The organism is Actinophytocola xanthii, from assembly GCF_001921205.1.
Taxonomy (GTDB): domain Bacteria; phylum Actinomycetota; class Actinomycetes; order Mycobacteriales; family Pseudonocardiaceae; genus Actinophytocola; species Actinophytocola xanthii.
In genome coordinates this window covers 61,154-87,899 of record NZ_MSIE01000025.1, presented here as the reverse complement: position 1 = coordinate 87,899, position 26,746 = coordinate 61,154, and the positions used below count along the sequence as shown (strand labels likewise).

General features: G+C 73.0%; 25 protein-coding genes. 12 read left to right on the top strand and 13 right to left on the bottom strand.

Translation table 11 applies throughout. The annotated features are described in order from the left end of the window. The first annotated feature begins 12 nt into the window (after positions 1 to 12). Both BU204_RS15090 and BU204_RS15085 read left to right on the top strand, forming a co-directional pair. Entirely contained in the window at positions 13 to 861 is an 849-nt protein-coding gene (locus tag BU204_RS15090) for a PhzF family phenazine biosynthesis protein (RefSeq protein ID WP_075126295.1), read from the top strand. Positions 862 to 893: 32 nt separating this feature from the next. Then, the gene (locus BU204_RS15085; RefSeq protein WP_075126294.1) at positions 894 to 1,382 is read left to right on the top strand and encodes a hypothetical protein; all 489 of its coding nucleotides are present in this window, start codon (positions 894 to 896) and stop codon (positions 1,380 to 1,382) included. 272 nt (positions 1,383 to 1,654) lie between these two features. Here the strand turns inward: BU204_RS15085 and BU204_RS15080 are convergent, their stop codons facing one another. Beyond that, the gene (locus tag BU204_RS15080; protein ID WP_075126293.1) at positions 1,655 to 2,602 is read right to left on the bottom strand and encodes a pentapeptide repeat-containing protein; all 948 of its coding nucleotides are present in this window, start codon (positions 2,600 to 2,602) and stop codon (positions 1,655 to 1,657) included. 170 nt (positions 2,603 to 2,772) lie between these two features. Here BU204_RS15080 and BU204_RS15075 point away from each other — a divergent pair, with 170 nt between their 5' ends. The 3 genes from BU204_RS15075 to BU204_RS15065 all read left to right on the top strand — a co-directional run bounded on the left by BU204_RS15075 (position 2,773) and on the right by BU204_RS15065 (position 7,243). Next, positions 2,773 to 5,880, top strand: coding sequence for a protein kinase (locus tag BU204_RS15075; protein WP_075126292.1), 3,108 nt, complete (start codon positions 2,773 to 2,775; stop codon positions 5,878 to 5,880). A 128-nt stretch (positions 5,881 to 6,008) separates the two neighbouring features. Further along, positions 6,009 to 6,554, top strand: coding sequence for an RNA polymerase sigma factor (locus BU204_RS15070; RefSeq protein WP_075126291.1), 546 nt, complete (start codon positions 6,009 to 6,011; stop codon positions 6,552 to 6,554). Further along, on the top strand, positions 6,551 to 7,243 hold the full coding sequence (locus BU204_RS15065; protein WP_083661328.1) for an RNA polymerase sigma factor: 693 nt from the start codon (positions 6,551 to 6,553) through the stop codon (positions 7,241 to 7,243). The genes BU204_RS15070 and BU204_RS15065 overlap by 4 nt, the downstream gene beginning before the upstream one ends. On the opposite strand, the gene trxA is transcribed toward BU204_RS15065, so the two are convergent. The 5 genes from trxA to BU204_RS15040 form a co-directional block, all read right to left on the bottom strand. Continuing rightward, positions 7,219 to 7,560, bottom strand: coding sequence for a thioredoxin (trxA, locus tag BU204_RS15060; RefSeq protein WP_075126290.1), 342 nt, complete (start codon positions 7,558 to 7,560; stop codon positions 7,219 to 7,221). The two genes, BU204_RS15065 and trxA, sit on opposite strands and share 25 nt — an antisense overlap. An 11-nt stretch (positions 7,561 to 7,571) precedes the next feature. After that, positions 7,572 to 7,964, bottom strand: a complete 393-nt coding sequence (locus BU204_RS15055) for a MerR family transcriptional regulator (protein WP_075126289.1) — start codon at positions 7,962 to 7,964, stop codon at positions 7,572 to 7,574. 51 nt (positions 7,965 to 8,015) lie between these two features. Further along, complete coding sequence (locus BU204_RS15050; RefSeq protein WP_075126288.1) at positions 8,016 to 8,537, bottom strand: hypothetical protein; 522 nt, start codon at positions 8,535 to 8,537, stop codon at positions 8,016 to 8,018. Between the two features lie 119 nt (positions 8,538 to 8,656). Next, positions 8,657 to 9,292 carry a hypothetical protein gene (locus BU204_RS15045; RefSeq protein ID WP_075126287.1) on the bottom strand — a complete coding sequence of 212 codons (636 nt, stop codon included), beginning with the start codon at positions 9,290 to 9,292 and terminating at the stop codon, positions 8,657 to 8,659. Between the two features lie 287 nt (positions 9,293 to 9,579). Further along, entirely contained in the window at positions 9,580 to 10,116 is a 537-nt protein-coding gene (locus BU204_RS15040; protein WP_075126286.1) for a hypothetical protein, read from the bottom strand. A 138-nt stretch (positions 10,117 to 10,254) separates the two neighbouring features. Here BU204_RS15040 and BU204_RS15035 point away from each other — a divergent pair, with 138 nt between their 5' ends. The 5 genes from BU204_RS15035 to BU204_RS15015 all read left to right on the top strand — a co-directional run bounded on the left by BU204_RS15035 (position 10,255) and on the right by BU204_RS15015 (position 17,403). Continuing rightward, the gene (locus BU204_RS15035; RefSeq protein ID WP_075126285.1) at positions 10,255 to 10,740 is read left to right on the top strand and encodes a 2Fe-2S iron-sulfur cluster-binding protein; all 486 of its coding nucleotides are present in this window, start codon (positions 10,255 to 10,257) and stop codon (positions 10,738 to 10,740) included. After that, entirely contained in the window at positions 10,737 to 11,732 is a 996-nt protein-coding gene (locus tag BU204_RS15030; protein ID WP_075126284.1) for an FAD binding domain-containing protein, read from the top strand. Before BU204_RS15035 ends, BU204_RS15030 begins: the two co-directional genes overlap by 4 nt. Next, complete coding sequence (locus tag BU204_RS15025) at positions 11,729 to 14,011, top strand: xanthine dehydrogenase family protein molybdopterin-binding subunit (protein ID WP_075126283.1); 2,283 nt, start codon at positions 11,729 to 11,731, stop codon at positions 14,009 to 14,011. Before BU204_RS15030 ends, BU204_RS15025 begins: the two co-directional genes overlap by 4 nt. Positions 14,012 to 14,020: 9 nt before the next feature. After that, positions 14,021 to 14,668 carry a TetR/AcrR family transcriptional regulator gene (locus BU204_RS15020; protein WP_075126282.1) on the top strand — a complete coding sequence of 216 codons (648 nt, stop codon included), beginning with the start codon at positions 14,021 to 14,023 and terminating at the stop codon, positions 14,666 to 14,668. A 119-nt stretch (positions 14,669 to 14,787) separates the two neighbouring features. Further along, positions 14,788 to 17,403: a glycoside hydrolase family 97 catalytic domain-containing protein gene (locus tag BU204_RS15015; protein WP_075126281.1), complete on the top strand. Its 2,616-nt coding sequence runs from the start codon at positions 14,788 to 14,790 to the stop codon at positions 17,401 to 17,403. Positions 17,404 to 17,506: 103 nt separating this feature from the next. On the opposite strand, the gene BU204_RS15010 is transcribed toward BU204_RS15015, so the two are convergent. From BU204_RS15010 to BU204_RS15000, 3 genes are all read right to left on the bottom strand, one after another. Beyond that, positions 17,507 to 17,797 (bottom strand): hypothetical protein, encoded by a 291-nt coding sequence (locus BU204_RS15010; protein WP_143229521.1) that lies wholly within the window; start codon positions 17,795 to 17,797, stop codon positions 17,507 to 17,509. A 751-nt stretch (positions 17,798 to 18,548) separates the two neighbouring features. After that, a complete protein-coding gene (locus tag BU204_RS15005) occupies positions 18,549 to 19,247 on the bottom strand; it encodes an SRPBCC family protein (protein ID WP_075126279.1) in 699 nt (232 codons plus the stop codon). Beyond that, on the bottom strand, positions 19,244 to 19,828 hold the full coding sequence (locus BU204_RS15000; protein WP_075126278.1) for a winged helix-turn-helix domain-containing protein: 585 nt from the start codon (positions 19,826 to 19,828) through the stop codon (positions 19,244 to 19,246). Before BU204_RS15000 ends, BU204_RS15005 begins: the two co-directional genes overlap by 4 nt. 58 nt (positions 19,829 to 19,886) lie before the next feature. Between BU204_RS15000 and BU204_RS14995 the strand changes: the two genes are divergently transcribed. Next, positions 19,887 to 20,888, top strand: coding sequence for a transcriptional regulator (locus BU204_RS14995; protein WP_143229520.1), 1,002 nt, complete (start codon positions 19,887 to 19,889; stop codon positions 20,886 to 20,888). 33 nt (positions 20,889 to 20,921) lie between these two features. Here BU204_RS14995 and BU204_RS14990 read toward each other — a convergent pair whose 3' ends face one another. After that, positions 20,922 to 22,094 (bottom strand): MFS transporter, encoded by a 1,173-nt coding sequence (locus BU204_RS14990; protein ID WP_075126277.1) that lies wholly within the window; start codon positions 22,092 to 22,094, stop codon positions 20,922 to 20,924. 94 nt (positions 22,095 to 22,188) lie between these two features. On the opposite strand from BU204_RS14990, the gene BU204_RS14985 reads away from it, so the two are divergent. After that, entirely contained in the window at positions 22,189 to 22,719 is a 531-nt protein-coding gene (locus tag BU204_RS14985; RefSeq protein ID WP_075126276.1) for an Lrp/AsnC family transcriptional regulator, read from the top strand. On the opposite strand, the gene BU204_RS14980 is transcribed toward BU204_RS14985, so the two are convergent. The 3 genes from BU204_RS14980 to fxlM all read right to left on the bottom strand — a co-directional run bounded on the left by BU204_RS14980 (position 22,716) and on the right by fxlM (position 26,725). Next, on the bottom strand, positions 22,716 to 24,146 hold the full coding sequence (locus BU204_RS14980) for a pyridoxal phosphate-dependent decarboxylase family protein (RefSeq protein WP_075126275.1): 1,431 nt from the start codon (positions 24,144 to 24,146) through the stop codon (positions 22,716 to 22,718). The genes BU204_RS14985 and BU204_RS14980 overlap by 4 nt on opposite strands. Before the next feature lie 4 nt (positions 24,147 to 24,150). After that, positions 24,151 to 25,476 (bottom strand): MFS transporter, encoded by a 1,326-nt coding sequence (locus tag BU204_RS14975; protein WP_233160335.1) that lies wholly within the window; start codon positions 25,474 to 25,476, stop codon positions 24,151 to 24,153. A 61-nt stretch (positions 25,477 to 25,537) separates the two neighbouring features. Then, positions 25,538 to 26,725: a methyltransferase, FxLD system gene (gene fxlM / locus BU204_RS14970; RefSeq protein WP_083661327.1), complete on the bottom strand. Its 1,188-nt coding sequence runs from the start codon at positions 26,723 to 26,725 to the stop codon at positions 25,538 to 25,540. Positions 26,726 to 26,746: the final 21 nt, after the last annotated feature.

Sequence of the window (26,746 nt, the reverse complement as noted above, 5' to 3'; positions counted from 1 at the left end):
TACGGTAGGGCCATGTCCCGGTACGTGATCGCTGACGTCTTCGCCGATGCCCCCTTGTCCGGGAACCCAGTGGCGGTGTTCCTGGACGCACAGGGCATCCCGGGTGAGTGGATGCAGCGGATCGCCCGCGAGATGAACCTCTCGGAGACCACGTTCGTGCTGCCGCCCGAGGCCGGCGGGGACGTCCGGGTGCGGATCTTCACCACGGTGAACGAGCTCCCGTTCGCCGGGCACCCGACGCTCGGCACCGCGATCGTGCTCGCCGCGGAGTCCGACGCCACCGAGCTGGTGCTGGAGACGGGGATGGGACCGGTACCGGTGCGCTTCGAGCGGACCGGTGGGCGGATCCACACGGCGACCATGCGCCAGCCGATCCCCACCTGGGAGCCCTACGCCGAGACCGACCGGCTGCTCGCAGCGCTCGGCCTGACCGACTCCACCGTGCCCGTCGACGCCTACCGGAACGGGCCGCGGCATGCCTACGTGGGACTGCCGGACATCGCGGCGCTCTCGGCGCTGCGCCCCGACCAGAACGCGCTGGCCGAGCTCGATGACGTGGGCGTCAACTGCTTCGCCGGCGCCGGCCACCGCTGGCGCAACCGCATGTTCGGCCCCGCCTACGGGGTACCGGAGGACCCGGCGACCGGCTCGGCCGCCGGCCCGCTCGCGCTGCACCTCGCGCGACACCGGCTGGCCGGCTACGGCGAGCGGATCGAGATTGCCCAAGGCGTGGAGATGGGCCGCCCGTCCACCATGTACGCGCAGGTCACCGGGTCGGACGAGGCCGTGGAGCTGATCGAGGTCGCGGGTTGCGCGGTCATCGTCGCCCGGGGAGAGTTCCTCGCCGACCAACCGGTTTGAACTCGTCCGGCCCTGGCTCCGTATCAGCTGGTGTGACCCGTCTACCCGCCCGCTCGCTGGTCGCGTGCCTGGCCGCGGCCTCGCTGCTGCTGGCCGGCTGCGCCGGGGAGCTCACCGAGGAGGACAAGCGCGCGGCGGCCGAGTACGACTCACACGAGCAGGACGACGGCGGCGGGCACCACGCCCGGTCCACGCCGTCGACCAGCGCGAGCGCCCTGCCCACGAAGTTCTACACCTGGCAGGAGCTGGCCGCGACGGTCGGCTGCACGGCACGGCTGCAGGGGCGGGCGGCCGACTTCCGGCAGGCATCCTGCGTGCACGAGGGCGAGACGTTCGTCTTCCTGGACTTCGACACCGAGCAGGGCCAGCAGAGCTGGCTCGAGTACGCGTTGCTGTACGGGGGTGTCTACCTCGTCGGCGACCGGTGGGTGCTGTCCGGGAAGTCGAGGGAGTACATGGAAAGTCTGCTGCCGAAGCTGGGCGGCACCATCGCCGAGGACTCCAGCCACGGTTCGTCCTGATCCCGGCACACCGCCGGTCGTCACCGGTTACCGGGACCGCGGGGGAGGGTCAGAGAGCCGTACTGCCACCAAGCCGTCCGCGTCACTCACCCAACCGACCGCGGTCCCGTACCCGGGACGAACCACGGGTTCGGACTGTCGGCCGGTTCGACGATGCCGCTGCGGCCCCCAAGCCGAGCGGCAACCGTCGATACCGGACCGGCAATCCGGCCCGGGGAGTAGCAGCCAGCCAATCGCATATCGAGGTCACCTCCCGAACTGGCCGCGGGGACTCAACCTTCGGTGAGAGCGTCGTGCACGCGCTTCGGTTCCAGCGTAGCCCAGGATCTCTGTTCTGGAATACACCTCTCGGTCCACGCGGACGGCCATTTCCGCCGGGGCTGGGGCCCGGTCCGGGTGCGGGCACCGGCAAGCGAGACCTCCGTCGTCGTGCCGAAGTCCACCTCCCCCTCGAAGGTGGTGCCGCGGAAGGGTTTCGGCTCCTCGCCGAAGCTGACCCGGCGGAAGTCGGCCAGACCGAGGAAGCGCGCCTCCCGGAAGTCCGCCCCTCGGACCACCCGGGTGCCGCGGAACGTCGCCGACCCCACGAACGTCGCTCCGGCGCACCGCAGCGAGCCGATCTCGCAGTGGGTGAGGACCAGGCCGTGCAGCGTCGCGCCGGCGAGGTTGATGTCGGTGTCCGGCCAGAACCGCTCCCCCGGGCGCAGGTGCCGCGCCAGGAGGTCCTGGGCCGCCTGGCGCACCTCGGCCTCCTCGCTGCCCCGGCGGGGCAGTGGCCGCGCCGGCATCCGCAGGTAGGCGCAGATGAGGTCGACGATCGTCTGGCGGTGGTCGGGGTACTGCTGGGCCAGCCGTTCCAGGGCGAACAGACCGGCCAGCCGCACCGGGGCCTGCTCGGCGCCCAGCTGGTCGGCGGCCTTCCCGTACAGCTCGGTCACCCGTCGCTCGGTCGCGTCGAAGTCGCGCTGCCGGACGTCGAGCTCGGTCACCCGCTGGCGGCGGGCGGCCAGCAGCAGCGCGGCGGCGCCGCCGGTGCCGACGACGATGCTCGCGCCGGTGCGGATGACGTCGAGCCGGACCGAGTCCTGCGAGTGGCCGGAGCCGAGCGTCGTCCACAGCAGCGTCACCACGACCGCGGCCAGAACCAGCAGTCCGGCCGCCCACAACGCGATGGTCGTGGTCGACAGGACTGGGTGGATGTCGGTGCGATCTCGCGGCATACCTCTGCTCTCCGTAGCCGAAGCGTAGCGGAAAGCAAGATTCTGGCGGCCGACAATCACACCGAAGCGGGTGACGGACCTACAGTTGGTGGTATGTCGGCAACGGTGCGCGGTCATGCCGGCCGGATCCGGGCCGTCGCCACCACACCGCCGGGTGTGCCGAGAAGCGCATGAGCACCACGGCGGGCGGGAGGTGGCGGCCGGGGACGACCGTGCTCGGCGAGTTCACCGTGGAACGCGAGCTCGCCGGGGGCGGGACCTGGCGGGTCGCCCTGGTGCGTGACCGCGACGGCGGGCGGCACACGGTCCGGCGGGTCGAGGTCGCCGACCTCGTCGCCCAGCACCGCGTGCTCACCGACGTCCGGCGCTGGATCGACCTCCCACCCCACCCGCACCTCGCCGCCTGCCGGTTCGTGCGGGTGGCGGGCGCCGAGCTGTTGGTGTTCGCGGAGTACGCCGCAGGCGGCTCGCTGGCCGACCACATCGCCGACGGCCGTCTCTACGCCGGCGCCGACCCGGTGCGCACGGTGCTGCGGCTCGCCGCCGAGGTCGCCTGGGGCCTGGACGCGGCGCATGCCATGGGTCTGCCGCACCTCGACGTTGCGCCGGCCAACGTGGTGCTGACCGAGGACGGCACGGCCAAGTTGACCGACTTCGCCACCCCGCGGCCGCCCGAACACCTGCGCCACCTGGACGCCGACGGCACGATCCGCGAGGCGCCCGAGGGCGCCTACGCGGCGCCGGAGCAGGTCGAGGACCAGCCGGTCGGGCCGGCCGCCGACCTCTGGAGCTGGGCGGTCGTCGTGCTGGAGATGTTCGCCGGCGAGCGGACCTGGCCGTCGGGGGTGCTCGCCGACGCGGTGCTCGAGCAACTCGCCGCCCGGGAGCGCTGGCGGGTTCCCGTACCGCCGGGGGTGGTCGACCTGCTCCGGAGGTGTCTGCGGTTCGACCCGGCACAGCGGCCGAGGTCGATGGGCGAGGTCGCCGCCACGCTCGCCACGGCCCTGCCCGGACATCCCCGGCCGACCCGGCCCTCGGTGCTGGACGGCCCACCGTCCGGTCCCTGGCGCGACCCGAGGGCGTGGCTGGCCTTCGCCTACGCGACAGCGGGGCTCGACCCGCGCACGGCGACGGTATTCTGGCCGTCCTGGCGCAGCACCCGCCGGGCCAAGGCCGGCGAGGACCTGCGGGCGTTCACCGAGGCGCAGCGGGTGCTCGACGAGACGGGTGGTCCGGTCCTGGCGCGGGCGCGGCTGCGGGCCGACACCGGCCGTGCGGCGCTGCGGGCCGGGGAGGTGATGGCGGGGGCGGCGAACCTGCGCGCCTGCGTCGACCTGCTCGACGGGCGCACCGACGAGGACTCCCGGGTCCTGCTGGCGACCGTGCTCACCGAGCTGGCGGTCGCCGCACCCGACCAGGCGGGACCGGCGACCGGTGCCGACCGGGCGATCGCCGTCGCCGAGCAGCTCGAGGACCATCCGGAGGTGCTCGCCGGCGCCCTGCTGGCGCGCGCCGGCACGCTGGCCGACCTCGACCTCTACGACCGGGCCCGGTCGGCCTACGAGCGGGCCGGCGACCGGGCCGGCGCGCTCGCGGCGGGAACGGCGAAGGCCCGCGCGCTGCACGCCGCGGGTGCCCGGGAGCAGGCGGAGCGGGTGCTGGACGGCCTCACCCCGGCCGACGACGCGCTCGCCGGGCAGGTCGCGCTGGAGCGGGCGACGCTCGCCGCGGCTCCGGCCGACCAGCTCCACCACGCGCGGCGGGTGGTCGACCTGCTCACCCCGCTGGTGAACGACGCCGGCCGGCACGAGCTGGCCGCCGACCTCGGTCGCGGCTGGTTCCTGCTCGCCAGGGCGCTGGAGAGCCTCGGTCGGCGAGAGCCGGCGATGGACGCCTACCGCATGACGCGCTACCTGCTCACCGAGGCCGTCGTCCGGGACGGCCGCGACGAGCTGACCGACAAGCTGGCCACCGCCTACGACCGCGAGGTGGCCCTGGCCGACCCGCGGGCGGGTGCCGAGATCGCCACCCGGGCCGTCGAGCTGTGGCAGCGCCTCGCCGACCTCGACGGCCCGGGCGGCTGGACGGTGGAGCTGGCGGCGGCGCGGGAGAAGCTGGGGACCGCGCTGATGGAGGCGGGCGACGAGGACGGAGCGCGCGAGCAGTTCGACGAGGTGCTGCGGCTGGTCCCGGAGCAGGAGATCGGCACCTCGGCCCGGCGGCGGACGCTTGCCGCGATGGCGCACCGCCAGCACGGGGTGCTGCTGCGCCGGGCCGGCGACCCCATGGGGGCGTGCGGGCGGTACCGGCACGCGCTGTACCTGCTCGCCGACGACGAGGAGCCGGGTTTCACCCGGGTCCTGGTGCTGGAGAGCCTGAGCGCCGCGCTCGGCGACGCCGGGCACCTCGACGAGTCGGCGCAGGTGCTCGCCCAGTCGACCGAGGAGCTGGCACCCCTGGTCGACCGCGGCCTGCGCGGCGAGGCCGACCTGGCCGACTCCTACCGCCGGCTCACCAACGCCCGCTACGAGCTGGGTGACTTCCACGGCGCGCAGGACGCCGCGCAAGCCGGGCTCGAGGTCTACACCCGGCTGGTCGGGCAGGGCCGGGACGACCTGGTGGAGGCGGCCGCTCGGCTGCGCGCGTCCTACGGCTACCTGCGTCACCGTTTGTCCGATGTAGACGGTGCGGTCGTCGCGATCACCGCGGCCAGGGCGAGGCTGGGCTCGGACCCGGTGGTGGCACGCGGGCTCGACTCGCAGCTGGAGCTGCTCCGCTCGCTCACCGCGATGGAGCCGGACGAGCTCGACGGGTGGTTCGACGCCCAGCGCGAGGTGCTGGCCGAGGCGACCACCCTGTCCGGGTCGGGACTTGCCCTGGCGGCGTCGCGGCTGGTGGAGGAGGTGCTGGGCAGTGCGGGATGGGTGGCCAGGACCCATCCCGGGGAACGGGCGTTCGCGCTGTGCGGACTGGCCGGCGTCCAGCTGGGCATGTCGGCGATGCCGGTGCGGCGCAACGGGGCCGCCCGGCACGGGTTCCTCGCCGCGGTCGAGGCCTACGGCCGGCTGGTGGCCGACGGGCGGCGGCAGTACGTCGACGACTGGGCACGAGCCCACGTCGGCCTCGCCTCGCTGCTGACGGTGGTCGAGGACGACGCGGGCGCCGACGAGGTGGTGACCGACCTGCTCGCGAAGCTGGCCGACGCCGCGCCGGCAGCGCTGCCCACCTGGCGCGAGCGCGTGGTCCGGGCGGTGGCTGACATGCGAGCAACCCGCTGATTCTTCTCCCGGTCACCCATCGGTGTCACCTGCGCGGGGCATTAGTGGGAATTTGGTCACGGAAATAGCATCAAGCCCGAGACACCAGCAGAGTATTGACGGCGACATCCCCGACCGAGCGACGAGGTATGACGACCGTGACGCCGCAGAGCGACGACATCGACCGGAGTCAGGCCGATTTCGAGAACTTCTACCGAGCCACCGTGGAGCGTACGTACCAGGCCGCGTTGCGGATGGCCCGCGGTGACCCCGACCTCGCCAGGGACGCCACCCAGGACGCCTACGCGCGCCTGCTCCGGCAGTGGCGCGGGAGCGGGTCCCGTTCCAGGCAGGCAATGGCGGCGCGCGGTGGGGACGAGGGCAGGCACGTCGCCGCGGTGGCGGTCCGCCGCGTGGCCGACGCCGAGCGGCGCGGGGGCCGCGCCGCGACCGGCCGATCGGAGGAGGGTGGCGAACACGAGGACGTCCCCGGCAGGAAGCTGCCGGACTCGGTTCGCGAGCTGATCGACCGCCAGCCGGTCGAGCGCCGCGCGGTCGCCGTCCTGTTCTTTCTGCTCGAATGCGGCGACGGGGAGATCGCCGACATTCTCGCAATCCCGCGGACGGTGATTCGAGCCCACGTCGAGCGAATGCGGGTGCTGATGAAACCCCTGGTGGACGGAGCCCGGGAATGATCGACGAGGACATCCGCCACCTGGTCCACCTCGCCGTCGCCGAGGACAGCGTGCCCGAGTTCGACGTCGAGTCGGGACTGCGCGAGGTGGTCCTGCGGGTGCGCGTGGGCACCCGCTGGGCAAACCTGGAAGGCCGGGAACGGCACGCCGCGTGCCTGCTGGCCGCCCGCGACGGGGACCGCGGGGCGTTCGCCGCACTGATCGGCGATCTGAGCCCGCTGGTCTGGCACGTCGCGCGGAGCAACGGGCTGGGCCGGGTCGAGGCCGAGGACGTGGCGCAGACGGTCTGGCTCGCGTTCGTCCGCCACATCCACCGGCTCAGCGACCCGAGCGCGCTCGCCGCGTGGTTGATCACCACGACGCGCCGGGAGGCCAACCACCTCGCCCGCCAGTCCCAGCGCACGAGGACCGTCGAGCTCGGCGGCCCGGCGACCGGGGAGCTGGCCGCACCCGACCCCTCGCCCGAGGACCAGGTGCTGCGCGGCGACCGTGACCGGGCGCTGTGGCTCGCGTTCAACCGGTTGACCCCGCGCTGCCAGGAGCTGCTGCGGTTGACCGTCCTCGCCGGACGCGCCGAGTACCGGGCGGTGGCCGAGGAGCTCGGCATCCCGGTCGGCAGCATCGGGCCGACCCGGCGCCGCTGTCTGAGCCTGCTGCAGCGGTACTACGAACAGGAGAACGGGCGCTGAGCGAGTGCCTCGTCGAGGTCGGCGAGCAGCCGCGCCTTGGGCTTGGCGCCGACGAACGTGCGGACCGGTCGGCCGTCGCGGAACAGGATCATGGTCGGCAGCGACAGCACGGTGTGGTCCCGCGCGGTCGCCGGGTTCTCGTCGGCGTTGATCGAGCGGATCGTCAGCTCGCCCGCGCGTTCGGCGGCGATCTGCTCGAGTACGGGGGTGACCATCCGGCACGGCCCGCACCAGTCGGCCCAGAACTCGACCAGCACCGGCCGGTCGTGGGTGAGCACGTCGCGGGCGAAGGTCTCGTCGGTGACGGCGTCGAGCATGGCGGTCTCCTTCAGGTGGTGGGGACGACGCAGGGATCGAGGAAGCCGTCCCGGCGGGTCAGCGCCTCGGTGAGCTTCTCGGCGAGCTCGGCCCGGACCGTGCCGAGCCGGGCCAGACAGGCGTCGACCTCGGCCAGCTTGCGCCGGTAGACCTCGATCGAGTCACCGCAGGAGTCGCCGCTGTCGTGCCCCGCCCGCAGGCACGCCACGAACGGCCGGGTGTCCTCGAGGGTCATCCCGACGGCCTGCAGTGCCTGGATCTCGACCACGAGCCGCACGTCGTCCTCGCCGTACTCGCGGTACCCGTTGGCCGAGCGCCGCGCGCTCAGCAGCCCCTGTGCCTCGTAGAACCGCAGCGCCCGCGTGGTGGTGCCGGTGCGCCTGGCCAGCTCGCCGATTCGCATGCGGCCGAGCGTAGACATTGACGCGCACGTCAGGGCAAGCGTGGACGCCGCTCAGCCGCCCCAGGTCCGCTGCCGGTCGGTCATGCGGTTCCAGACGTCCGCGGGGACGACCTCCTCAGCGGCGGCCTGGACCTGGTCCAGGGCCCGCTGGCTGTTCTCGCTCAGGCCGAGCTCGCCGGAGCGGGTGGTCCGCCCGCCGACCGTCGCCTCCACCGACCCCGTCGGCCCACCGCTCAGGCCCTCGTCCACCGAGCGCGCCCCACCGAGCACGGCCGCCGTGCGCAGCCGCTCGTAGAGGTCGGCCCGCTGCTCCTCGGTCACCGCCACGCTCTCCACCCACGGCGGCTCGGCCTCGTCGTACCCGGGCCGCCAGGACAGCTCCGCCTGGGTCCGGTCGACCCGCAACCGCCACTCGAAGTGGTGGGGCGGGGCCACCGAACCGTTGCGGTAGACGATCGTGGTGGTGAAGTCGTCCGGCATCCCGCCTTCGTGCGTGGCGGTCATCGTGCCACCGCCGGCCTGCGCGCAGCCCGCGAGCAGGAACGCGACGACGAGCGGAAGAAGTCGACTCATGCGGGGTTCGAGGCTGACGCGAGCCGTCCGGTTCCCACCCGGCTCGGTCACGGTCCGGACACGACTGAGGGCGGGCCCGTTCGGGCCCGCCCTCAGTCGTTGCTACGTCGTGTCGTTACTCAGGCGCGGCCGCGGCGACGGACCACGATCATCAGCACGACACCGCCGGCCAGCAGGACGGCGCCGATCCCCAGCGGGATCGCGATGCTCGCACCGGTCTCGGCCAGCGCGGCCTCCTCCACCTCGACCGAGGTCGTGGGCGGAGCGGGGGTGTCGGAGACCGAGGGGGTCGGAGCCGGCTGCGCGGACGGGGACTCGCTCGGCTGGGTCGGCTCCGAGGACGGCGGGAGGGTCGGCTCCGGCTCCGGCTCCACGCACGCCTCGATCGTCAGGGTGTCCTCGAAGGAGAAGCCCTTCGAGGCGTCCGGGTCGTCCCAGGCCTGGACGACGACCGCGACCTCGTGCTCGACGGTCGGGTCGAGCTCGTCCCAGGTCTGGGAGAAGTCCTTGCCGAACTCCTCCTCGAGAACGACCTCGCCGTCGACGGCCACGGCGATCCCGTTGGCCTGCTTGTCGTTGTACTGCGTCAGCTCAACCTTCAGCCACGAACCGTCCTCGGCGCAGCCAGCGTCGATCTTCGGCGTGTGTGCGCTGGCCGTACCGGCCATGCCGACGAGGGCGGCCGCAGCCATCCCGCTCACGGCGAACGCCCCCAAGGCGCCGAACCGGCGGCGCGAGGTCGAGTTGTGTGCCATTAATGCCTCCGGCTGGAAGATGGTGTGAACCCCGGGCTGCGGACCGCTGGCGACGATCAACAACCACAATGGGGTGACAGAGTATCCACCGTCCGGAGGGCGCTTTCAGGGGGTCACCACTTTTCGGTGACACCCCAACGGATTGATCAACCCGATCGGGGAGAAGTGTCCGGGGCGTCCGTTTCGCTGCGTGTCGGCCACCGCCCGTTCACCTGACAAAAACGGCCGGTCACGACCTGTGCACCGGGGGTTAGTGCGGTCGTGACCGGCCGTGGAAGGCCAGATCGCTACCTGGAAGGCGACTGGCCGGGTCGGATGTTGGTGATCACCGGCTGCTGCTCGTGGCCCCGGCGACCGGTGTCACCGGAGGTGTTGGGCGCCGCGGCGGGGGCACCACTGGGGGTACCGCCCTGGGTCGAGACCGGCTGAGTGGGCTGGTTGTGGGCGGCCGGCTGGCTGGCGGGCGGAGTGGTGACGACGGTCTGCTGACCGCTGTCGTGCTTGGCGCGGTTCTCCTCGTCCCGGCGAAGCTTCTCGGCCAGCTCGTCCCGCTCGGCCGCGGCGGCCTTCGCCTCGCGGCGCGCCTCCCGGTAGCGCGCCCGGTTCTCCCGTCCACGGCGGCCCGCCATCATCACCATGGCCAGACCGAGCAGGAACACCAGCGCGACCACCACGCCGGCGATGAACGCCTGCGCCAGGGTGAAGTCGCCCAGTTCCCGCCCGAACGCGTCCACGGTCTGCGCCGTGCCACCGCTGTTGTACGCGATCAGCACTGCCGCCGCCGCGCCGCTGGCCACCACCAGCAGCAAGCCGAGGATCAGCATTGCTCCTGCACCTCCAAGTTCGGCACTCCTGTCACCGCGTGTACCCAACCGGTGGCGTGACCAACCGTCCCCGATGCGGACAAATTAACAGAACATCGGTCTCTTGTTAGCTCAACGCCGTTCTGTTAACTTCGGCTCATGGTCGAAATACGCATGAGGGTCAACGGCGCCGAGGTGTCGGCCGAGCTGGAAGCCCGGGTCAGCCTGCTCGACGCGTTGCGCGTACGCCTGGGGGTGACCGGCCCCAAGAAGGGCTGCGACCAGGGGGCGTGCGGAGCCTGCACGGTCCTGGTCGACGGCCGGCGGATCCTGTCCTGCCTCGCCCTGGCGGTGCAGTACGACGGCAGCGAGGTCACGACCATCGAGGGGGTCGACCATCCGCTGCAGGCCGCATTCGTCCGACACGACGGCTTCCAGTGTGGGTACTGCACTCCCGGCCAGATCTGTTCGGCGATCGGCATGCTCGCCGAACACGCGGCCGGCGCTCCGAGCGCGGCCACCGAGCACGTGGCCGGCGCACCGGCACTGACCCGGACCGAGATCCGCGAGCGGATGAGCGGCAACCTCTGCCGCTGCGGTGCCTACAACGGCATCGTCGCGGCGATCGAGGAGGTGGCGCCGTGAAGGACTTCGGCTACCGAGTCGCGGTCGACGTGGCCGGCGCGGTGGCGGCCGTCGCGGCGGAGCCCGGCGCCCGCTTCCTCGGCGGCGGCACGAACCTCGTCGACCTGATGCGGTCGGGCGTCGAGCACCCGGACACTCTGGTCGACATCACCCGCCTCCCGCTCGACGCCGTGGACGAGCTGCCCGACGGAGGCCTGCGGATCGGCGCGCTCGTGCGCAACAGCGACCTCGCCGCCCACCCCGCGGTGCGCCGGCGGTACCCGGTGCTCGCTCAGGCCGTCCTCTCCGGCGCCTCCGGCCAGCTGCGCAACATGGCAACCGTGGGCGGGAACCTGTTGCAGCGCACCAGGTGTGCCTATTTCTACGACCAAGCCACCGCCTGCAACCGGCGCGAGCCCGGCTCGGGGTGCGGCGCCATCGGCGGTTTCACCCGGACACACGCGATCCTCGGGACCTCGCCGAGCTGTCTGGCCACCCACCCCTCGGACATGTGCGTCGCGCTCGCCGCGCTGGACGCCGTGGTCGAGGTGGAGAGCGTGCGCGGCACCCGCCGCGTGCCGCTGCTCGACCTGCACCGGCTGCCCGGCGACACTCCGCACCAGGAGACCGTGCTGGAGCCGGACGAGCTTGTCACGGCGGTCGAGCTGCCGGCGGCCGAGGTCGCGGCGGTCTCCCGCTACCGCAAGGTGCGCGACCGGGCGTCCTACGCGTTCGCGCTCGTCTCGGTGGCCGCCGGGCTCGTGGTCCGGGACGGTGCGGTGGTCGCCGTCCGGCTCGCGCTGGGCGGTGTGGCGACCAAGCCCTGGCGGGCAGTGGAGGCCGAGCGGGTGCTCACCGGCGCACCGGCCACCGAGGACTCCTTCCGGGCCGCCGCCGACGCCGAGCTCGCGACGGCGGTCGTCCAGGAGGACAACGGGTTCAAGGTCGAGCTGGCCAGGCGGACGATCGTGGCGACGCTGCACCGCCTCGCCACCGAGGGGAGCGCGGCATGACCCAGGCACCACCGGCCGCGGTGGACACCGCGGGCGTGCTCGGCCGGCCGGTCGACCGGGTGGACGGCACGGCCAAGACCTCCGGCGCGGTCCGCTTCTCCACCGACTACCCCTACCCCGACCTCGCCCACGCGGCACTGGTCTGCGCGACCGTCGCCCGGGGACGGATCATCTCGATCGACACCGCCGCGGCGACGGCGCTGCCCGGGGTGCTCGCTGTGCTCACCCACGAGAACGCGCCGACGATGAACCCGCCGCGGGCGGTCACCCTGCTCGACCTGAGCACGATGGCCGCATCCAGCACGGTCAACGTGCTCAACACCGACGAGGTCCACTGGGACGGACAGCCGGTCGCGGTCGCCGTCGCGACGTCGCCGGAGGCGGCCGCGGAAGCGGCGGCGCTGGTTCGTGTGGACTACCAGGCGTCGCCGTCGGCCGTGGACTTCGACGCGGCGCTGCCGGACGCCGTGGAGCAGAAGAACTCCATGCTCGCTCCGGCCGGCGGCAGCAAGGGCGACGCCGAACGGGCACTGGCCGAGGCGGCGGTGTCGGTGGACCTGCGCTTCACCACGCCCGGGCACAACCACAACGCGCTCGAGCCGCATGGGACCACGGCGGCGTGGGTCGGCGACGAGCTGACCGTCCACGACGGAACCCAGAGCATCGAGTGGACCAGGCGGCACCTCGCGCACCGGTTCGGCGTTCCGGTCTCGAACGTCCGGGTGATCGCCCCGTTCGTCGGCGGCGGGTTCGGCGGCAAGGCCAGGGTCTGGCCGGGCACGGTCCTCGCCGTGCTGGCCGCCAGAGCCACTGGCCGGCCGGTGCGCCTGCTGCTCACCCGGGAGGCGGTCTACCGCACGGTCGGCGGCCGCACGCCCTCGGTTCAGCGCGTCGCCCTCGGTGCCACGGCGAGCGGCCGGCTGACCGCACTGGTGCACACGTCCACCACCCTCACGGGCCGGGCCGGCGGGAGTCCGGAACAGGTGGTCTCCCAGTCCCGCCACCTGTACGCGGCGAAGCACATGCTGCTGCGCCAGAGTCAGGTCACGCTCGACCTGCTGCCGAACACCTCGATGCGCGCGCCGGGCGAGGCGATCGGCACCTACGCCCTGGAGGCCGCGATCGACGAGCTGGCCCACCGGCTCGACCTGGACCCGGTCGAGCTGCGGCTGCGCAACGAGCCGGAGCGCGATCCCCTGGACGGCAAGCGGTTCTCCCACCGCCGGCTGCGGGCCGCGCTGGAGGTCGGCGCGGCCAGGTTCGGCTGGGCGGGCCGCTCGCCGGACCCGCGCTCGATGCGGGACGGCCGGTGGCTGGTCGGCTGGGGGGTCGCGGCGGCGTACCACCCGTCCTGGCAGCTGCCGGCGGCGCTGACGTTGCGGCTCTCGGCGGACGGCTCGGTCGTGCTGCGCTCGGCCCTCCACGAGATGGGCATGGGCACGGCGACGGCACAGGCCCAGATCGTCGCGCACGAGCTGGGCGTGCCGTTCGAGTCGGTCCGGGTGGAGCACGGCGACAGCGCGCTGCCCTCCGGCCCGCCCGCCGGCGGGTCCGCCCAGACCGCGAGCCTGGCGGCCGCCGTCCTGTCGGTGTGCGCGGAGCTCCGGGGCGCGGTGCACGCGCTCGCCCGGCGGTCGGGTTCGCCGCTCGGCCGTCGGCCGCTCGCCGGCCTGGCCGCCCGCGACGGCGGTCTGTTCGGACCCGACGGTGGGGAGACCTATGTCGAGGTCCTCACCCGAGCGGGGCGCGCACACCTCGACGCCTCGGTCGGCGGCGGCTCGAGGCTCCGCCGGTTCGCCGACCAGGCGCGGTTCATGACCAGGCTGGCACTCGACGGCCGCCGGTGGGTCAGGGCGGCCTCGGGCGCCCACTTCTGCGAGGTGCGGGTCGACCCGGACACCGGCGAGGTCCGCGTCTCGCGGTGGGTGGGCGTGTTCGACATCGGCACGGTGGTCAACGCGAAGACCGCCGCGAGCCAGCTGCGCGGCGGGATCGTCATGGGGCTCGGGCTGGCCCTGGGCGAGCACACGCTGGTCGACCCCAGGACGGGCCGGATCATGAACGCGAACCTGTCCGAGTACCACGTTCCGGTGCACGCGGACGTGCCGGAGCTGGACGTGTCGTTCCTGGACGATCCCGACCCGACGATGCCGCTCGGCGTGCTCGGCGCGGGCGAGGTCGGGATCACCGGCGTCGGCGGGGCGGTGGCCAACGCGGTGTTCCACGCCACCGGGCGGCGGGTCTACGACCTGCCGATCACGCTGGACAAGCTGCTCTAACGTGAACATGTGACGTTCCAGCGGGCGCGGCGGCCCGAACACAAGCGGCAGCGGTACGAGGCCATCCTGGCCGCCGCCCGCGCGCTGGGGACGCGGCAGGGGGTGCGGGCGGTGAGCCTGGCCGACATCGCGGGCGCGGTCGGCGTGCACAAGTCCGCGCTGCTGCGGTACTTCGAGACCCGCGAGGAGATCTACCTGCGGATCGCCACGGAGGACTGGCCCGACTGGGTCCAGGGCATGCGCGCCAGGCTGGCGGGCGTCGCGGTGGGCTCGGTGAGCGAGGTCGCCGCCGCCCTCGCCGCCACCCTCGCTGAGCGGCCGCTGCTCTGCGACCTGCTCACGCACGCCTCGCTGAACCTGGAACGCAACGTGTCCCTGGACGCGGCCCGTGCCTACAAGCGGGCGACGGTGGACGCGCTCGCGGCGGTGGCCGCAGAGATACGCACCGTCCTGCCCGAGCTGTCCGAGGACGACGCGATCGAGCTGGTGGGCGCGGTGAACGCGGTCGCGGCCAGCCTCTGGCAGGCGGCCCACCCGCCACCGCTGATGCAGGCCCTCTACGAGGAGGAACCCGACCTGCGGGTCGCCAACTTCCCCTTCGAGCCGACGATCGCCCGTCTCGCCGAGACGCTGATCCTCGGGATCCGGGCCCGTTAGAGCGCCCTGGTCTTGCCTTTGTCGGACAGGTCCAGTACCTGTTGAACAGGAAGCACACAGAAACTTCCAGATTTCGACAGCCGTAGTGCCCGCCCGATGTCGTGCGCGGAGGTAGCCGAATGCTGTCCTCGTTGTCCCGCCTCGCCGCCGGTACCGTCGCCGTGCTCGCCCTGAGCGCCGGCGCGGTGACCGCCGTCCCGGCAGCCGCCCAGCCGAGCCCGTCCCGGTGGACCGCCGCGCAGGGGCAGGTGTCGGCACGGGTGGAGCTGACCGGCGGCTCGCTCACGCTGGCGGTCGTGCGTGGCGGCCGCACAGTGCTCGCCCCGGCGGCGGTCGGCCTGCACACCGCGGAGGTGGATCTGAGCACGGGCCTGCGGGTGGTCGACGTGGACCGCCGGACGGTCGTCGAGCGCTACCGGATGACTACCGGCAAGCGGCTCGAGCGCTCGGCGAGGATGTCCGAGCTCCGCCTCGCGCTGCGGGGCGCCGGGGACGCGGCGATGGACCTCGTCGTCCGCGTGGCGCGCGACGGCGTTGCCTACCGCTACGAGCTCCCGGCTCCGCTGACCGTGACCGGCGAGGCGTCGGCGTTCACGCTGCCGGCGGACGCGCCGGCCTGGCTGCTGCCCTACAACTCCTACTACGAGCAGAACAGGGTGGCCACCACGGCCGCCGGGGCCGCGGCAGGGGACTTCGGCAACCCGTCGCTGTTCCAGGTCGGCGAGGACTTCGCCCTGCTCACCGAGTCCGATGTGGATGGCCGGTACTCGGGCAGCCGCCTGCGCCACGCCGCCGGGTCGCCGACCTACCAGGTCGTGCTGGCCGACGCCGAGGTCACCGCGCGGCGGACCCCTTGGCGCACGGCCATCGTGGGCGACCTGGCCACGGTCACCGAGTCCACTCTGGTCGACGACCTGGCCAGCCCGTCGCGGGTCAGGGACACCTCCTGGGTCCGGCCGGGCAAGGTCGCGTGGTCGTGGCTGTCCGACCACCCCAGCCCCAGCGACTTCGCACGGCAGAAGGACTTCGTGGACTTCGCCGCCCGCAACAACTGGTACGCGGTGCTGGTGGACGAGGGCTGGAGCGCGGAGTGGGTGCCCGAGCTGGTGCGGTACGCCAGGGCTCGGGGCGTGGAGATCCTGTTGTGGTTCCACTGGAACCGCCTGGACACCGCCGAGGAACGGGACACGACGCTGCCGCTGGTGAAGAGCTGGGGTGTGCGCGGGGTCAAGCTGGACTTCATGGAGTCCGACAGCCAGGCTCGCTACCAGTGGTACGACGCGGTCTTGGCGAAGACGGCCGAGCTCGAGCTCATGGTCAACTTCCACGGTTCGACGATCCCGCACGGCCTCGCCAGGACCTGGCCGCACATCATGACGATGGAGGCCGTCCGGGGTGCGGAGAACTACCCGCTGCCGGCGAACAACCCGGTGCAGGCGTTCACCCGCAACGTCGTGGGCTCGATGGACTACACCCCCGTCTCGCTGGACACCGGGATCCATCGGGCCTCGATCGCCCACGAGGTGGCCCTGGCGGTGGTCTACGAGTCGGGCTGGCAGCACTTCGCGGACATGCCGGAGGCCTACGAGCGCCGGCCGGAGGCGTTGCGGTACCTCAACCAGCTGCCGACGGCGTGGGACGAGACCCAGCTGGTCGCCGGTCACCCGGGAAGCGGCGCGGTGTTCGCCCGCCGCGGCGGTGACCGCTGGTTCCTCGGGGCGATCGCCTCGGGCGAGGCGCGCACGGTCACCGCGCCGCTGCGGTTCCTCGGCCCCGGCCGGTGGCTGGTCGAGGTCGTCCGGGACGGCGAGGAGCCGCGGGGGGACCTGGTGCGCTCGGCTCGGGTGTTGACCAACCGGGACACGCTGGCGATCGACGTCCCGAGCGACGGCGGGTTCGCCGCTGTCGCCTGCCGCGCCCGGCCCGGCCGGTCGACCTGCTACCTGCCGCCGCGTCACGTGCCGGCCTCCGCGCTGAGCGTCACGCCGGCCGGCGAGGTGGACGTGGCGAAGGGCGAGGCGGTCGAGGTGACCGCGGTGTTCTCGGCGGACCGGGAGGTGCGCGACGTCCGACTCGCCCCGGTGGTGCCGGAGGGCTGGAGCGTGCACGGGCGGGAGGTCACCAGGCACCGCCTGCCCGCCGGCGAGGAGCTGCGCGGTCGCTGGACCGTGCGGGTGGGACAGGGCAGTGCCGAGGGCTATGTGGACCTTCCGGTGGTCGCGACGTTCGACGCGGCCGGGTGGCCGGACCGGGTCCACGTCGAGGAGGCGGTCCGCCTGTTCGTCCCGCCGCCACCGCTGAACGGCACGCCGTTCGTGAGCGAGGTGCCGTTCGTGACCGAGACCAACGGCTGGGGGCCGGTCGAGCGGGACCGCTCGGTCGGCGAGTCCGACGCCGGCGACGGCAACCCGCTGACCATCGACGGCGTGGTGTACGACAGGGGCCTCGGCACCCACGCGCCGGCCAACGTCACGGTCTACTTGGGACAACGCTGCTCGCGGTTTACCGCACTGCTCGGCCTGGACGACGAGACGTCGGAACCGGGCTCGGTCGCCTTCCAGGTCGTCGGGGACGGCGAGCCCCTGTTCGACTCGGGCGTCCTGCGCCCGGGCCCGGCGCTGCCGGTGGACCTGGACGTCACGGGGGTGCGGATGCTCTCGTTGCGCGTCACCGACGGCGGGGACAACAAGAACTTCGACCACGCCGACTGGGCCGAGGCCCGACTGACCTGCTGAGCGGTTGCGTCGCCGGCACGGGTAGCTCCGGGAGCGACCCGATGTGGATGTAGTTCGGACACCCCTGGGAGCGGCTGAGCCCCCAGGGGTGTCCGGGTTCTGGTCAGGTGAGCGTCGGGCCGCCGCGTCTGCGGCCGGCCAGGAACACCACTGTGCCGACGGCGAGCGTCGCCAGCGCGATGCCGAGCCCGAAGGCCACGCCGATCACCAGCACCACCGCGAGGAACAGCAGCGCCATCCAGAGTGCCTGCCGCAGCGTCGCCGCCCAGTCGCCGACCAGCCACTCGGCGAGGCGCAGCCAGTCGTCTCGGGCGGTCGGGCTGAAGCGACGACGACGGGGTTCGGGTAGGGCCGTCCGCCGAGGGGGCGGCAGCTCCGGCGCTTCCCGTGTCACGGCCAGCACCGCGAGTTGGACACGACGTCTACGGGGTGCTCGCTGGATGGGTTTCGTGGTGTTCGTGCTGTTCTCTTCTGGTGCCGGGACGGTGTCTGGTCTTAAAATAGTCACCGTTCTATCCCTTTCGATCTTGTTCGCCCATGAACTTGTCGCCTGAGGGCTGGACGCGAAGTGGCTCCCTGTGCCAGCAGGGAGCCACTTGTCATTGAAGGCGGCTCGGTCGGCGCGCCGGCCCCGGGGCGTGCCGCTGTCCATCATCCCGGATCGATCTTGTGCCGCGTCGGTGATCATTCGCGTGAAGCGATGAACGGTGCGTATTCATCGACGAGTGGCCGCTGTTGTTCATGAAAGCAGAATGGCAGACCGTGCACCTGCACATGCAGTCGCAAGGATCGCTTTCACCTGCGATTACGCTCAAGATAACTCGATCGGATGACGGTCGGCGGCGTTCGGGACGCAACCTGCGCGCTAGCTCCTTCGCACCGTTCTTGGTTACTCTCCGAAGTGGAAACCGGCGCACGTTCCCCCGAGTAGACGCATGATCGGCGCCACCCGAATGGCTTGCGTTTCGCACAACCACGGGGAGTGTCGCTAGTGATGCGGTGATCGCGCGGCCGGGTCTCCGGGGACGAAGTGGGGCGTCCGGGAGAGGCGATGCTCGAGGACGATCGTGGCAGCGGGCACGCTGGCCCGAAGCGGCTCGGGAGTGCGGAACGACCGAGGCGAAGGCCCGCCCGCTCCGCGGAGGTCACGACGCCGGCGGGAAGCGCTCGTTCCACCAGGGGGTCCACCGACCGGTCAGCTCGGCGAGCTCGGTGTCGTCGAGGCCGTAGGTCGACAGCAGCGCCATCGCGACCCCGTCGGGCCGGCCGTCGAACGGACCCGTGCTGGAGACCACCAGCAGGCCTCCGCCCCAGGTGTCGACGGCCACCCCGAACTGGTGCTCGGAGCGGTACCAGGTCTCGCCCTTCACCGGCTCGCCGAGCAGGGTCGCCTCGAACGGGCCGTCCCCCGTCGGCAGGCCGAGCTCGGCCGCGAGCGAGCGGCCGGCCCTGTTGGTGCCGGTGAGAAACACCGTCCGCCGGACCGCGCCGGGCTTGCGTTCGACGGCGAAGCGGAGCTGCTGGAGGAACGTGACCCAGCCCTCGGTGATCTCGCCGTAGAAGGCGTCCCAGTCCGGGTTCGCCCCGAGCGGTGCCCGGGTGAGCGTGACCCTGGTGCCCTCCCCGGCCGGCTCGAGGCGGATCAGGTCCCCGCCCTGCACGCCGAGCGTGCGCGCCTGCTCGTCCTCCTCGGCGTCGGTGAAGTAGATGAGGTCGATCTCGCCGTCGAGCCCCTCGTACTCCCAGCCGTGCCAGTGCCGGATGGACTCCTTGTCGCGCAGCGCGTGCCACACGGCCTCGACCGGCGCCGCGATCGTGACCTCGATCCGCGGGGTGTCGTTCATGAGTTGTCTCCCTGGGGGGCTGCGGGTTTCGGGTGGCCGCCGACGACCAGCCGGTAGGGCCGTCCCTCGGCGCGGTCGTACCGGTCGACGACCTCCTGGAGCGCCTGAGCGAGCTCGTCGGTGAACGCGTGGACGTCGGCGGGGCGCTCGAAGCGGACCTCCGCCTCGACGGTGAACGTGAGCAGCCGCTTGTCCTCCTCGGCCGCCCGGGCCTGCATCCGTGCGACGTCCCGGACGGTGGCCGCGGCGACGCCGACCAGGTGCTCGGCCGCGTACTGGTCGTGGATCTGGGTGAGCTCGGCGCCCATGAGCGCCGGGTCGACGACGAACGCGCCCGGCCGGGTGCGCATGATCCGCTCGACGCAGCCCCGCCGCGGTCGCTCCTCGACGAGCTCGACGAGCCCCGCGTTCTCGAGGGCCCGCAGGTGGTAGTTGACCCGCTGCCGCGGCAGGTCGAGCGCGGCGGCGAGCTGCGTCGCCGACGCGGGCTCGCGCAGCCGGGCCAGCAGCCGACGACGCAGCGGCGAGAGCGCGAGCCGGACCTGGTCCGGCTCGTCGACGTAGGTGATCCCGGCGGCCACGGCACCATCATGTCTATTGACAGTTTTTCTTGTCAATATAGTCCGGCAGAATCGCCGTGTGGGCAGCACCGCGGCAGGGGCCGGGCAGGACGCGGCGGAGTGGCTGGCGATGCGCGCGCGCCTGCGGGAGCACCGCCACCGGTTGGGCGTCGAGGCCGCCTCGCGCTACCCCGACCTGCCCAGGCTCGCCGGCACCCCCCTGCTCACCCGACCGGAGTGGACACCCACGCGGCCGGTTCCGCTCGACGAGCTGCGGCTCACCCTCGGCGACTCACCGCCGCTGCCCCAACTGCCCGGCGCCGGCTACTCAGGACTCATGGCCGAGCTCGACGCACCCACGGTGTTCGAGAACCGGCCGACCTACCGCCTGCTGAACGCCACGCTCACCGGCGAGCCGCGGCTGGATTTCGGTCCGGGCACCTACTTCGACCACATCGAGACCGGGGAGGCCGCGGCGCATGAGTACGCCGCCGGGGGCCCCACCCCGCTGCGCGACGCGATCGGCGACCCGTGCGACCTGTCCCGTCGTCCGGCCAACCTCGGGGTCAGCGTGCTCACCGTCCGGTCGGGACCCGACCCCACGTTCTTCCTCCACTGGCGGGATCCCGCGCGGGTGGGTCATGCGGGCGGGCTCTACCAGGTCGTCCCGGTCGGCGTGTTCCAGGCCACCGCCCCGGGCCGCGACCATCTGGACTTCTCGCTGTGGCACGGGATCCTTCGCGAGTACGCGGAGGAGCTGCTCGGCGAGCCGGAGCGGTCCGATGTGGACTACGGGGCCTGGCCGTTCGCCGCCGCGATGACGGCTGCCTGGCGAGCCGGCCGTCTGCGCGCACACTGCCTCGGCCTCGGGGTCGACCCGCTCACGTTCGCGACCGACCTGTTGGTCTCGGTCGTGTTCGACGGCGACGTCTTCGACGAGTTGCTCGGCGACTGGGTGGGCCACAACGAGGAGGGCTCGGTGACCGAGCGGCCGTTCACCGCGGCCTCGGTGGCCGGCCTGCCGATGCAGGCCGCGGGGGCCGCCGTGGTCCGGCTCGGGCTCGACGCCGACCTGCGCTGACCGACCCGCGCTGACCGGCTACCCGCGCTGGCCTCAGCCGTTCCGCCTGGCCAGCAGCACCACCGGTGCCACCGCGACCAGGCCCCCGACCACGGCGACGAGGGCGTACCCGCCCGCGTGGAACAGGGTGCCGGCGGCGAGGCTGGCCAGCGCCGAGGAGCCCCACACCACCGCGTCCACCACGCCCTGCAGCTGGATCCGCTCCTCGGCCGGCAGGTCCCTGCTCAGCAGGCTGCTCCCGCCGACGAACACCAGGTTCCAGCCGTAGCCGAGCAGGAACAGGCCGAACGACAGCTCGACTCCCCCGGCCGGAGCCGACGCGGCGGCGGCGAGCACGAGCGCGCCGATTCCGAGACCGATCGTCACGCGGCCCCCGAGGCGGTCGGCGATCCGCCCGGACAGCGGCGCCAGCGCGAACATGCCGATCATGTGCGCGGCCAGGGTCCAGCCCACCACGTCCAGGCCGTGGCCGTGGTGTTCGAGCTGCAGCGGCGTCATCGTCATCACCGCGACCATCGCCAGCTGGGCAGCCACCATCGCGACGAGCGGGGTGAGCACCACCGGCCGGCGCAGCGCGGCGAACGCCGTCACCGCGGACAGCCGAGGACGTGCCGGCGGCGGGGGCACCCTCGGCAGCGTCGCCGTCGCCAGGAGCGCGAGCCCGGACGCGACGGCCGCGACCAGGACCGGTCCCGCGAGCGCCGGCAGCCCGAGCCATTCGCCGACCCGTGCCCCCGGGGCGAGGAGCGCGGGCCCGGCCACGGCGCCGACGGTGCCGGCCCACACGATCACCGACAGCCCGAAGCCCCTGCGCCGCACCGGGTACAGCTCCGCCGCCACGTACCGGGAGAGCTGTGCGGCACCATTGCCGATCCCCACCAGCACCATGCCCACCAGCAGGACGGCGAACACTGTCCCGGCCGCGGCGGCGAAGGCGACCAGCGCCCCGGCCACCGCGAGGCCGTACATCGCGAGCAGCACCGGGCGGCTGCCGCGCCTGGCCATCACCGTGCCCGCGCCGAGGGTGCCGAGCGCGCTGCCGAGCACCCCGCACGCCGAGGGCAGCCCGCTCCAGCCCGAGCCCGCCGCCGCGGCGGCCAGCAGCGTGCCGGCGGTGCTCGCCCCGACCATCGCGGTGTTCATCGAGGCCACGCCGGCGAACAGGGGCAGCATCGACCGGCGTGTGGTCGTCGTCGTCACGGTCATACGCACGACGCTATGCGTGCTCGGCACGGTTTCGAAGGGCCGACACACGGCGTATGGTCGCCCGCACCCCTCGACTGGAAGGAGTTCGGCTCCGATGACCTTCCGATCGGAAAGGCCCCTGGACCGCGTCGACTGGCAGATCGTGGCCGAGCTGCAGGCCGACGGCCGGCTGTCGTTCAAGGAGCTGGGCCGCCGGATCAACCTCTCCCCGCCGGCGGTCGCCGAACGCGTCCGCCGCCTGGAGGAGTCCGGGGTGATCACCGGCTACCGCGCGGAGGTCGACGCCCGGCGTGCCGGCTACCCGTTCCTCGCGTTCGTCCAGATGCGTTGCTCGCTCGGCAAGTGCCTGCTCAAGACCAGCACCGCCAACGACTACCCGGAGATCGTCGAGATCCACAAGCTCTCCGGCGACCACTGCGCGATGGTCAAGGTCCGCGCGGCAACCCTCGAGCACCTCGAGGGCCTGTTCGAGCGGGTCGGCCAGCACGGCGAGCTGCGCTCCTCGGTCGTGCTGTCCACCCAGTTCGATGGTCGGCCGGTGGCGCCGCCGGTCGAGGACTACCTGACCGCGACCCGAGCCGAGGGGTGGTCGTCCCGGTCGGCGGGCGCTGCGGACGTGCCCTAGACCTGGTCCGGGGTGTACATCGCGCCGAGGAACTCGACCAGCAGGCGTTCCCGCAGGCGCGGCGAGGCCGCGGCGAGCATCGCGTTCACCTCGGCCATCCGCTTGGGCGCGGTCACGCCGTCGAGTCCGGCCGCGGAGAGCAGGGCGGCGAACTGGGCGGGGGTCAACGCGTCCGGGTCGAGTGCGGCGATCGCGTCGAGCAGCTCCGGGGCGAGGCGGACCGGTCCGGCCGCGCGCGCCGCGGCCACCGCGGCCGCGAGGTCGGCCAGCAGCTCCGGCTCGGTGCCGTGGTTGGCCGCGGTGACGGTCAGGTGCAGGTTCGCCGGGGAGGCGCCGAAGCCGAACTGGGGCTGGAGGTACCAGCGGCGCGCCGTCATCTCGTCCGCGACCGTGAACACGTCCAGCTCGTCGGTTCCGGCGACCGCCAGCAGCGAGGCGACCGGCTCACCGAGTACCCGTACCCCGTCGAGGGCCTCGATGCCCGAGCGCAGCGCGGCGACCGCGGCCAGCGTCCGCTCGGCCAGCCGCGCGTAGCCGGCATCGCCGATGTGGCGCAGCACCGCCCACGCCGCGGCGAGCGGTCCGCCGGACCGGGTGGACTGCAACGTCGAGTTCAGCATCGTGTAGCCCGGCCACTGCGCGCTGGCGAACAGCTGGGGACGGCGCAGCTCGGCCGAGGCGTGCAGCAGAACCGAGGTCCCCTTGGGACAGTAGGCGTACTTGTGCAGGTCGACCGAGAGGCTGGTCACCCCCGGCACGGACAGGTCGAACTCGGGCACAGCCACGCCGAGGCGGCGGAAGTACGGCAGCAGCCAGCCGCCGATGCACGCGTCCACATGGCAGCGCACCCCGCGTTCGGCCGCCGCCGCGGCGACCGCGGCGACCGGGTCGACCACGCCGTGGGCGTAGGACGGCGCACTCACCACCACGAGCACCGTCGAGTCGTCGATCGCCGCCGCCATCGCGTCCGGGTCGGCGCGGAACGTCGCCGGGTCCACCGGCACCGTCACCGCCTCGACCCCGAAGTAGTGGGCTGCCTTGCGGAAGGCGGCGTGCGCGGTCTCGGCCAGCACCATGCGCGGACGACTCAGGTCCGGCCGGGCGTCCCGGGCGGTCTGGACCGCCAGCAGGCAGCTCTCGGTGCCACCGGAGGTCACGGTGCCCACTGTGGACGGCCCACCGCCGAGCAGCCGGACGGCCGCCCCCACCACCTCGTTCTCCATCCGCAGCAGGCTGGGGAACGCGGTCGGGTCGAGGCCGTTGGTGGCGGTGGCCATCGCGTGTGCCGTCGCAGCCAGGTCATCCACGCCGGACAGGCCGCTGTCGTACACGTAGGCGAGCGTCCGCCCGCCGTGCGTCGGCAGATCGCCGGCGCGCAGCGTGCGCAGCTCGTCCAGTACCTGGTCGGCGGGGACACCCGGGGTCATCTACTCAAACCTCCACGATGCGCCGGCGCAGCAGGGGCAGCCCGGCGAGTACGAACACGGCCGGCACGAGCCCGATGCCCAGGACGACGGCGGTGACCGCGCCCGCCGGCTGGGCCACGTCCTCCCCGGCCGAGGACACGTAGCCGCCGATTGCCAGGACCAGCCCGTAGAGCGCGGGCCCGAGCGCGAGCCCGAGGGTCTCCCCCGCGGTCCACACCCCGGCGAACAGGCCGGCCCGGATCTGCCCGGTCCGCCGCTCCTCGGCGCTGATCACGTCCGGCAGCATCGCCAGCGGGAACACCTGCACCCCCGCGTAGCCGACGCCGACCACGGCCGCGCAGGCGATCACCACTCCGACCGGCAGGACCCGGGTGCCGAGCAGGCCGAGCGCGCCGACCGCGAACACGAGCGTGGCGAGGACGTACCCGGTCCGCTTGCCGTACCGGGCCGAGACCCGCTGCCAGACCGGCATCACCAGCAGCGCCGGCGCTACGAACGCGACGAACAGCAGGGGCTGCACGCCCTTGTCCCCGATCGCGACCCTGGCCAGGTAGTCGACGCCGGCGAGCATGGTCCCGATCCCGACGGCCTGGACGACGAACGCCCCGAGCAGCCAGCGGAACGGTCGGCACTCCCGGATCGCCTGAACCACCTCGCCCCACGACGAGACCGACGGCAGCACCCGCGTGTGCGGTGCGCGTGCGGTGCCCAGGAACACGCCGACGGCCCCGACGACGATCAGGACGCCGACGGCGACACCCATGACGCGGTACCCGTCGGTGCCGCCGACCGCGTCGCGTACCGCGGGCGCCCCCGCCCCGCTGACCAGGATCGCGATCGCGAGCACGGCGATGCGCCATGCGGTGAGCCGCGTCCGCTCGGTCGGGTCCTCGGTCAGCTCGGCCGGCAGCGCGTTGTAGGGCACCTGGAAGAACGCGAAGGCCGTCGCGCACAGCAGGAACATGCCCGCCACGTAGAGCGCGGCCCCGGTCGAGGAGGTGGTCGGTCCGGCGAAGAGTCCCGCGAAGCAGATCGCGAGCGCGACTCCCCCACCTATCAGATAGGGCCGCCGAGGCCCGATCCTCGTCCGCGTGCGGTCGCTGATCCGCCCCGCCACCGGGTTGAACAGCACGTCCCAGGCCTTGGGCAGCAGCACCAGCAGACCGGCCGCCGAGGCCGACACGGCGAGCGTGTCGGTCAGGTAGGGCAGCAGCAGCAGCCCGGGCACGGTGCCGAACGCCCCCGTGGACAGCGACCCCAGGGCATAGCCCAGCCGGGTGCGGACCGGAAGCCGGTGACCGACAGCAGGAACGTGAGCCGAATTCATCATTTAGCCGTGACCCTACGGTTGGACGGCGCGCGCGTCCAGTCCGATGTGCACATCAGGGCCGTCAGGCCCAGGAGAGCACCAGTCGCACGCACCGCTTGTCGATGACGTACTCGCCGTCCACCGGCGTACCCGGCGGGTAGGCGTCGATGTGGAGGCCTTCCGAGCCGGGCCGGCCGGCCTCGTTCCACGCGGTGATCTGCCCCGCCAGCTCGCGTGCCGGCTGTTCGGCACCGGCGACGGCGAGCTCACCACCCTCGTCCAGGCGCATTGTGGCGAGGCCGAAGTCGTCGAGCATCCCCACCGTCGCCCTGCCGTCGGGCGCCTGCAGCGGCGCGTGCCGCAGCCGGGTCCCGGAACCGGCCTCGGCGAGCGCGAACCAGCGCGGCTCGCGGATCGCGAGCCACAGCCCGAACCCGTCGAGCAGCTCGATCCTCTCGGGCGAGACGCCGGTCCGGATCTCGGTCTCCGGGTCGTCGAGGGCCTCGACGACCGCCTCGGCGTCGAGGTCGCCGGCCAGCGCCTCGACGTCGGGGAGGCTGAGCGTGAGTTGGGTGTCCGCGTCGAGCACGTAGACGCCCTCTGGGCCCTTGAGCGCACCCCGCATCCGCATGAACCCGCATGGCTGGGCCGACCTGCTGGCCCAGTGGTCGCCCTCGCGTTCGAAGGCCACCGAGCGCTGCACGCCCCGCAGGTCGAGCGGCACGACGATGCGCCCGTCCGGGGCGAGCTGGTCCAGCCAGGCGGGCGCCAGGTCCCAGACGCCGACGGTGGCGATGATGCGGTCGTAGGGGGCGCGGTCGGGGTGGCCGAGGGCGCCGTCGGCGGTGAGCACGGTGACGCGTTCGACGCCGGCCGCCGAGAGGTTCTCCTCGGCCCGGTCCACGACGTCCTGGTCGAGGTCGATGCTCACCACGCGCCCCTTGGGGCCGACGATGTGCGCGAGCAGCGCGGCGTTGAACCCGGTGCCGGTACCCACCTCGAGCACCTTGTGCCCGCGCACCGCACCGAGCTGGTCCAGCATGATCGCCATGATCGTGGGCTGGGACGACGAGCTGGTCGGGATGCCGAGCTGGTCCCGCTTGGTGACGATGGCCTCGTCGCGGTAGGCGGCGTCCGGCGGGAGGTCGGGCAGGAAGATGTGCCGCGGCACGGTGCGCAGGGCGTCGGCGACGAGGGCGTTGGTCGCCGCGCCGCGCTCGCGGACGTGCGCCAGCAGCTGCTCGCGCAACCCGTTCAGCTCCGCGCCCACGCTGCCTCCAGATCTTCGTGT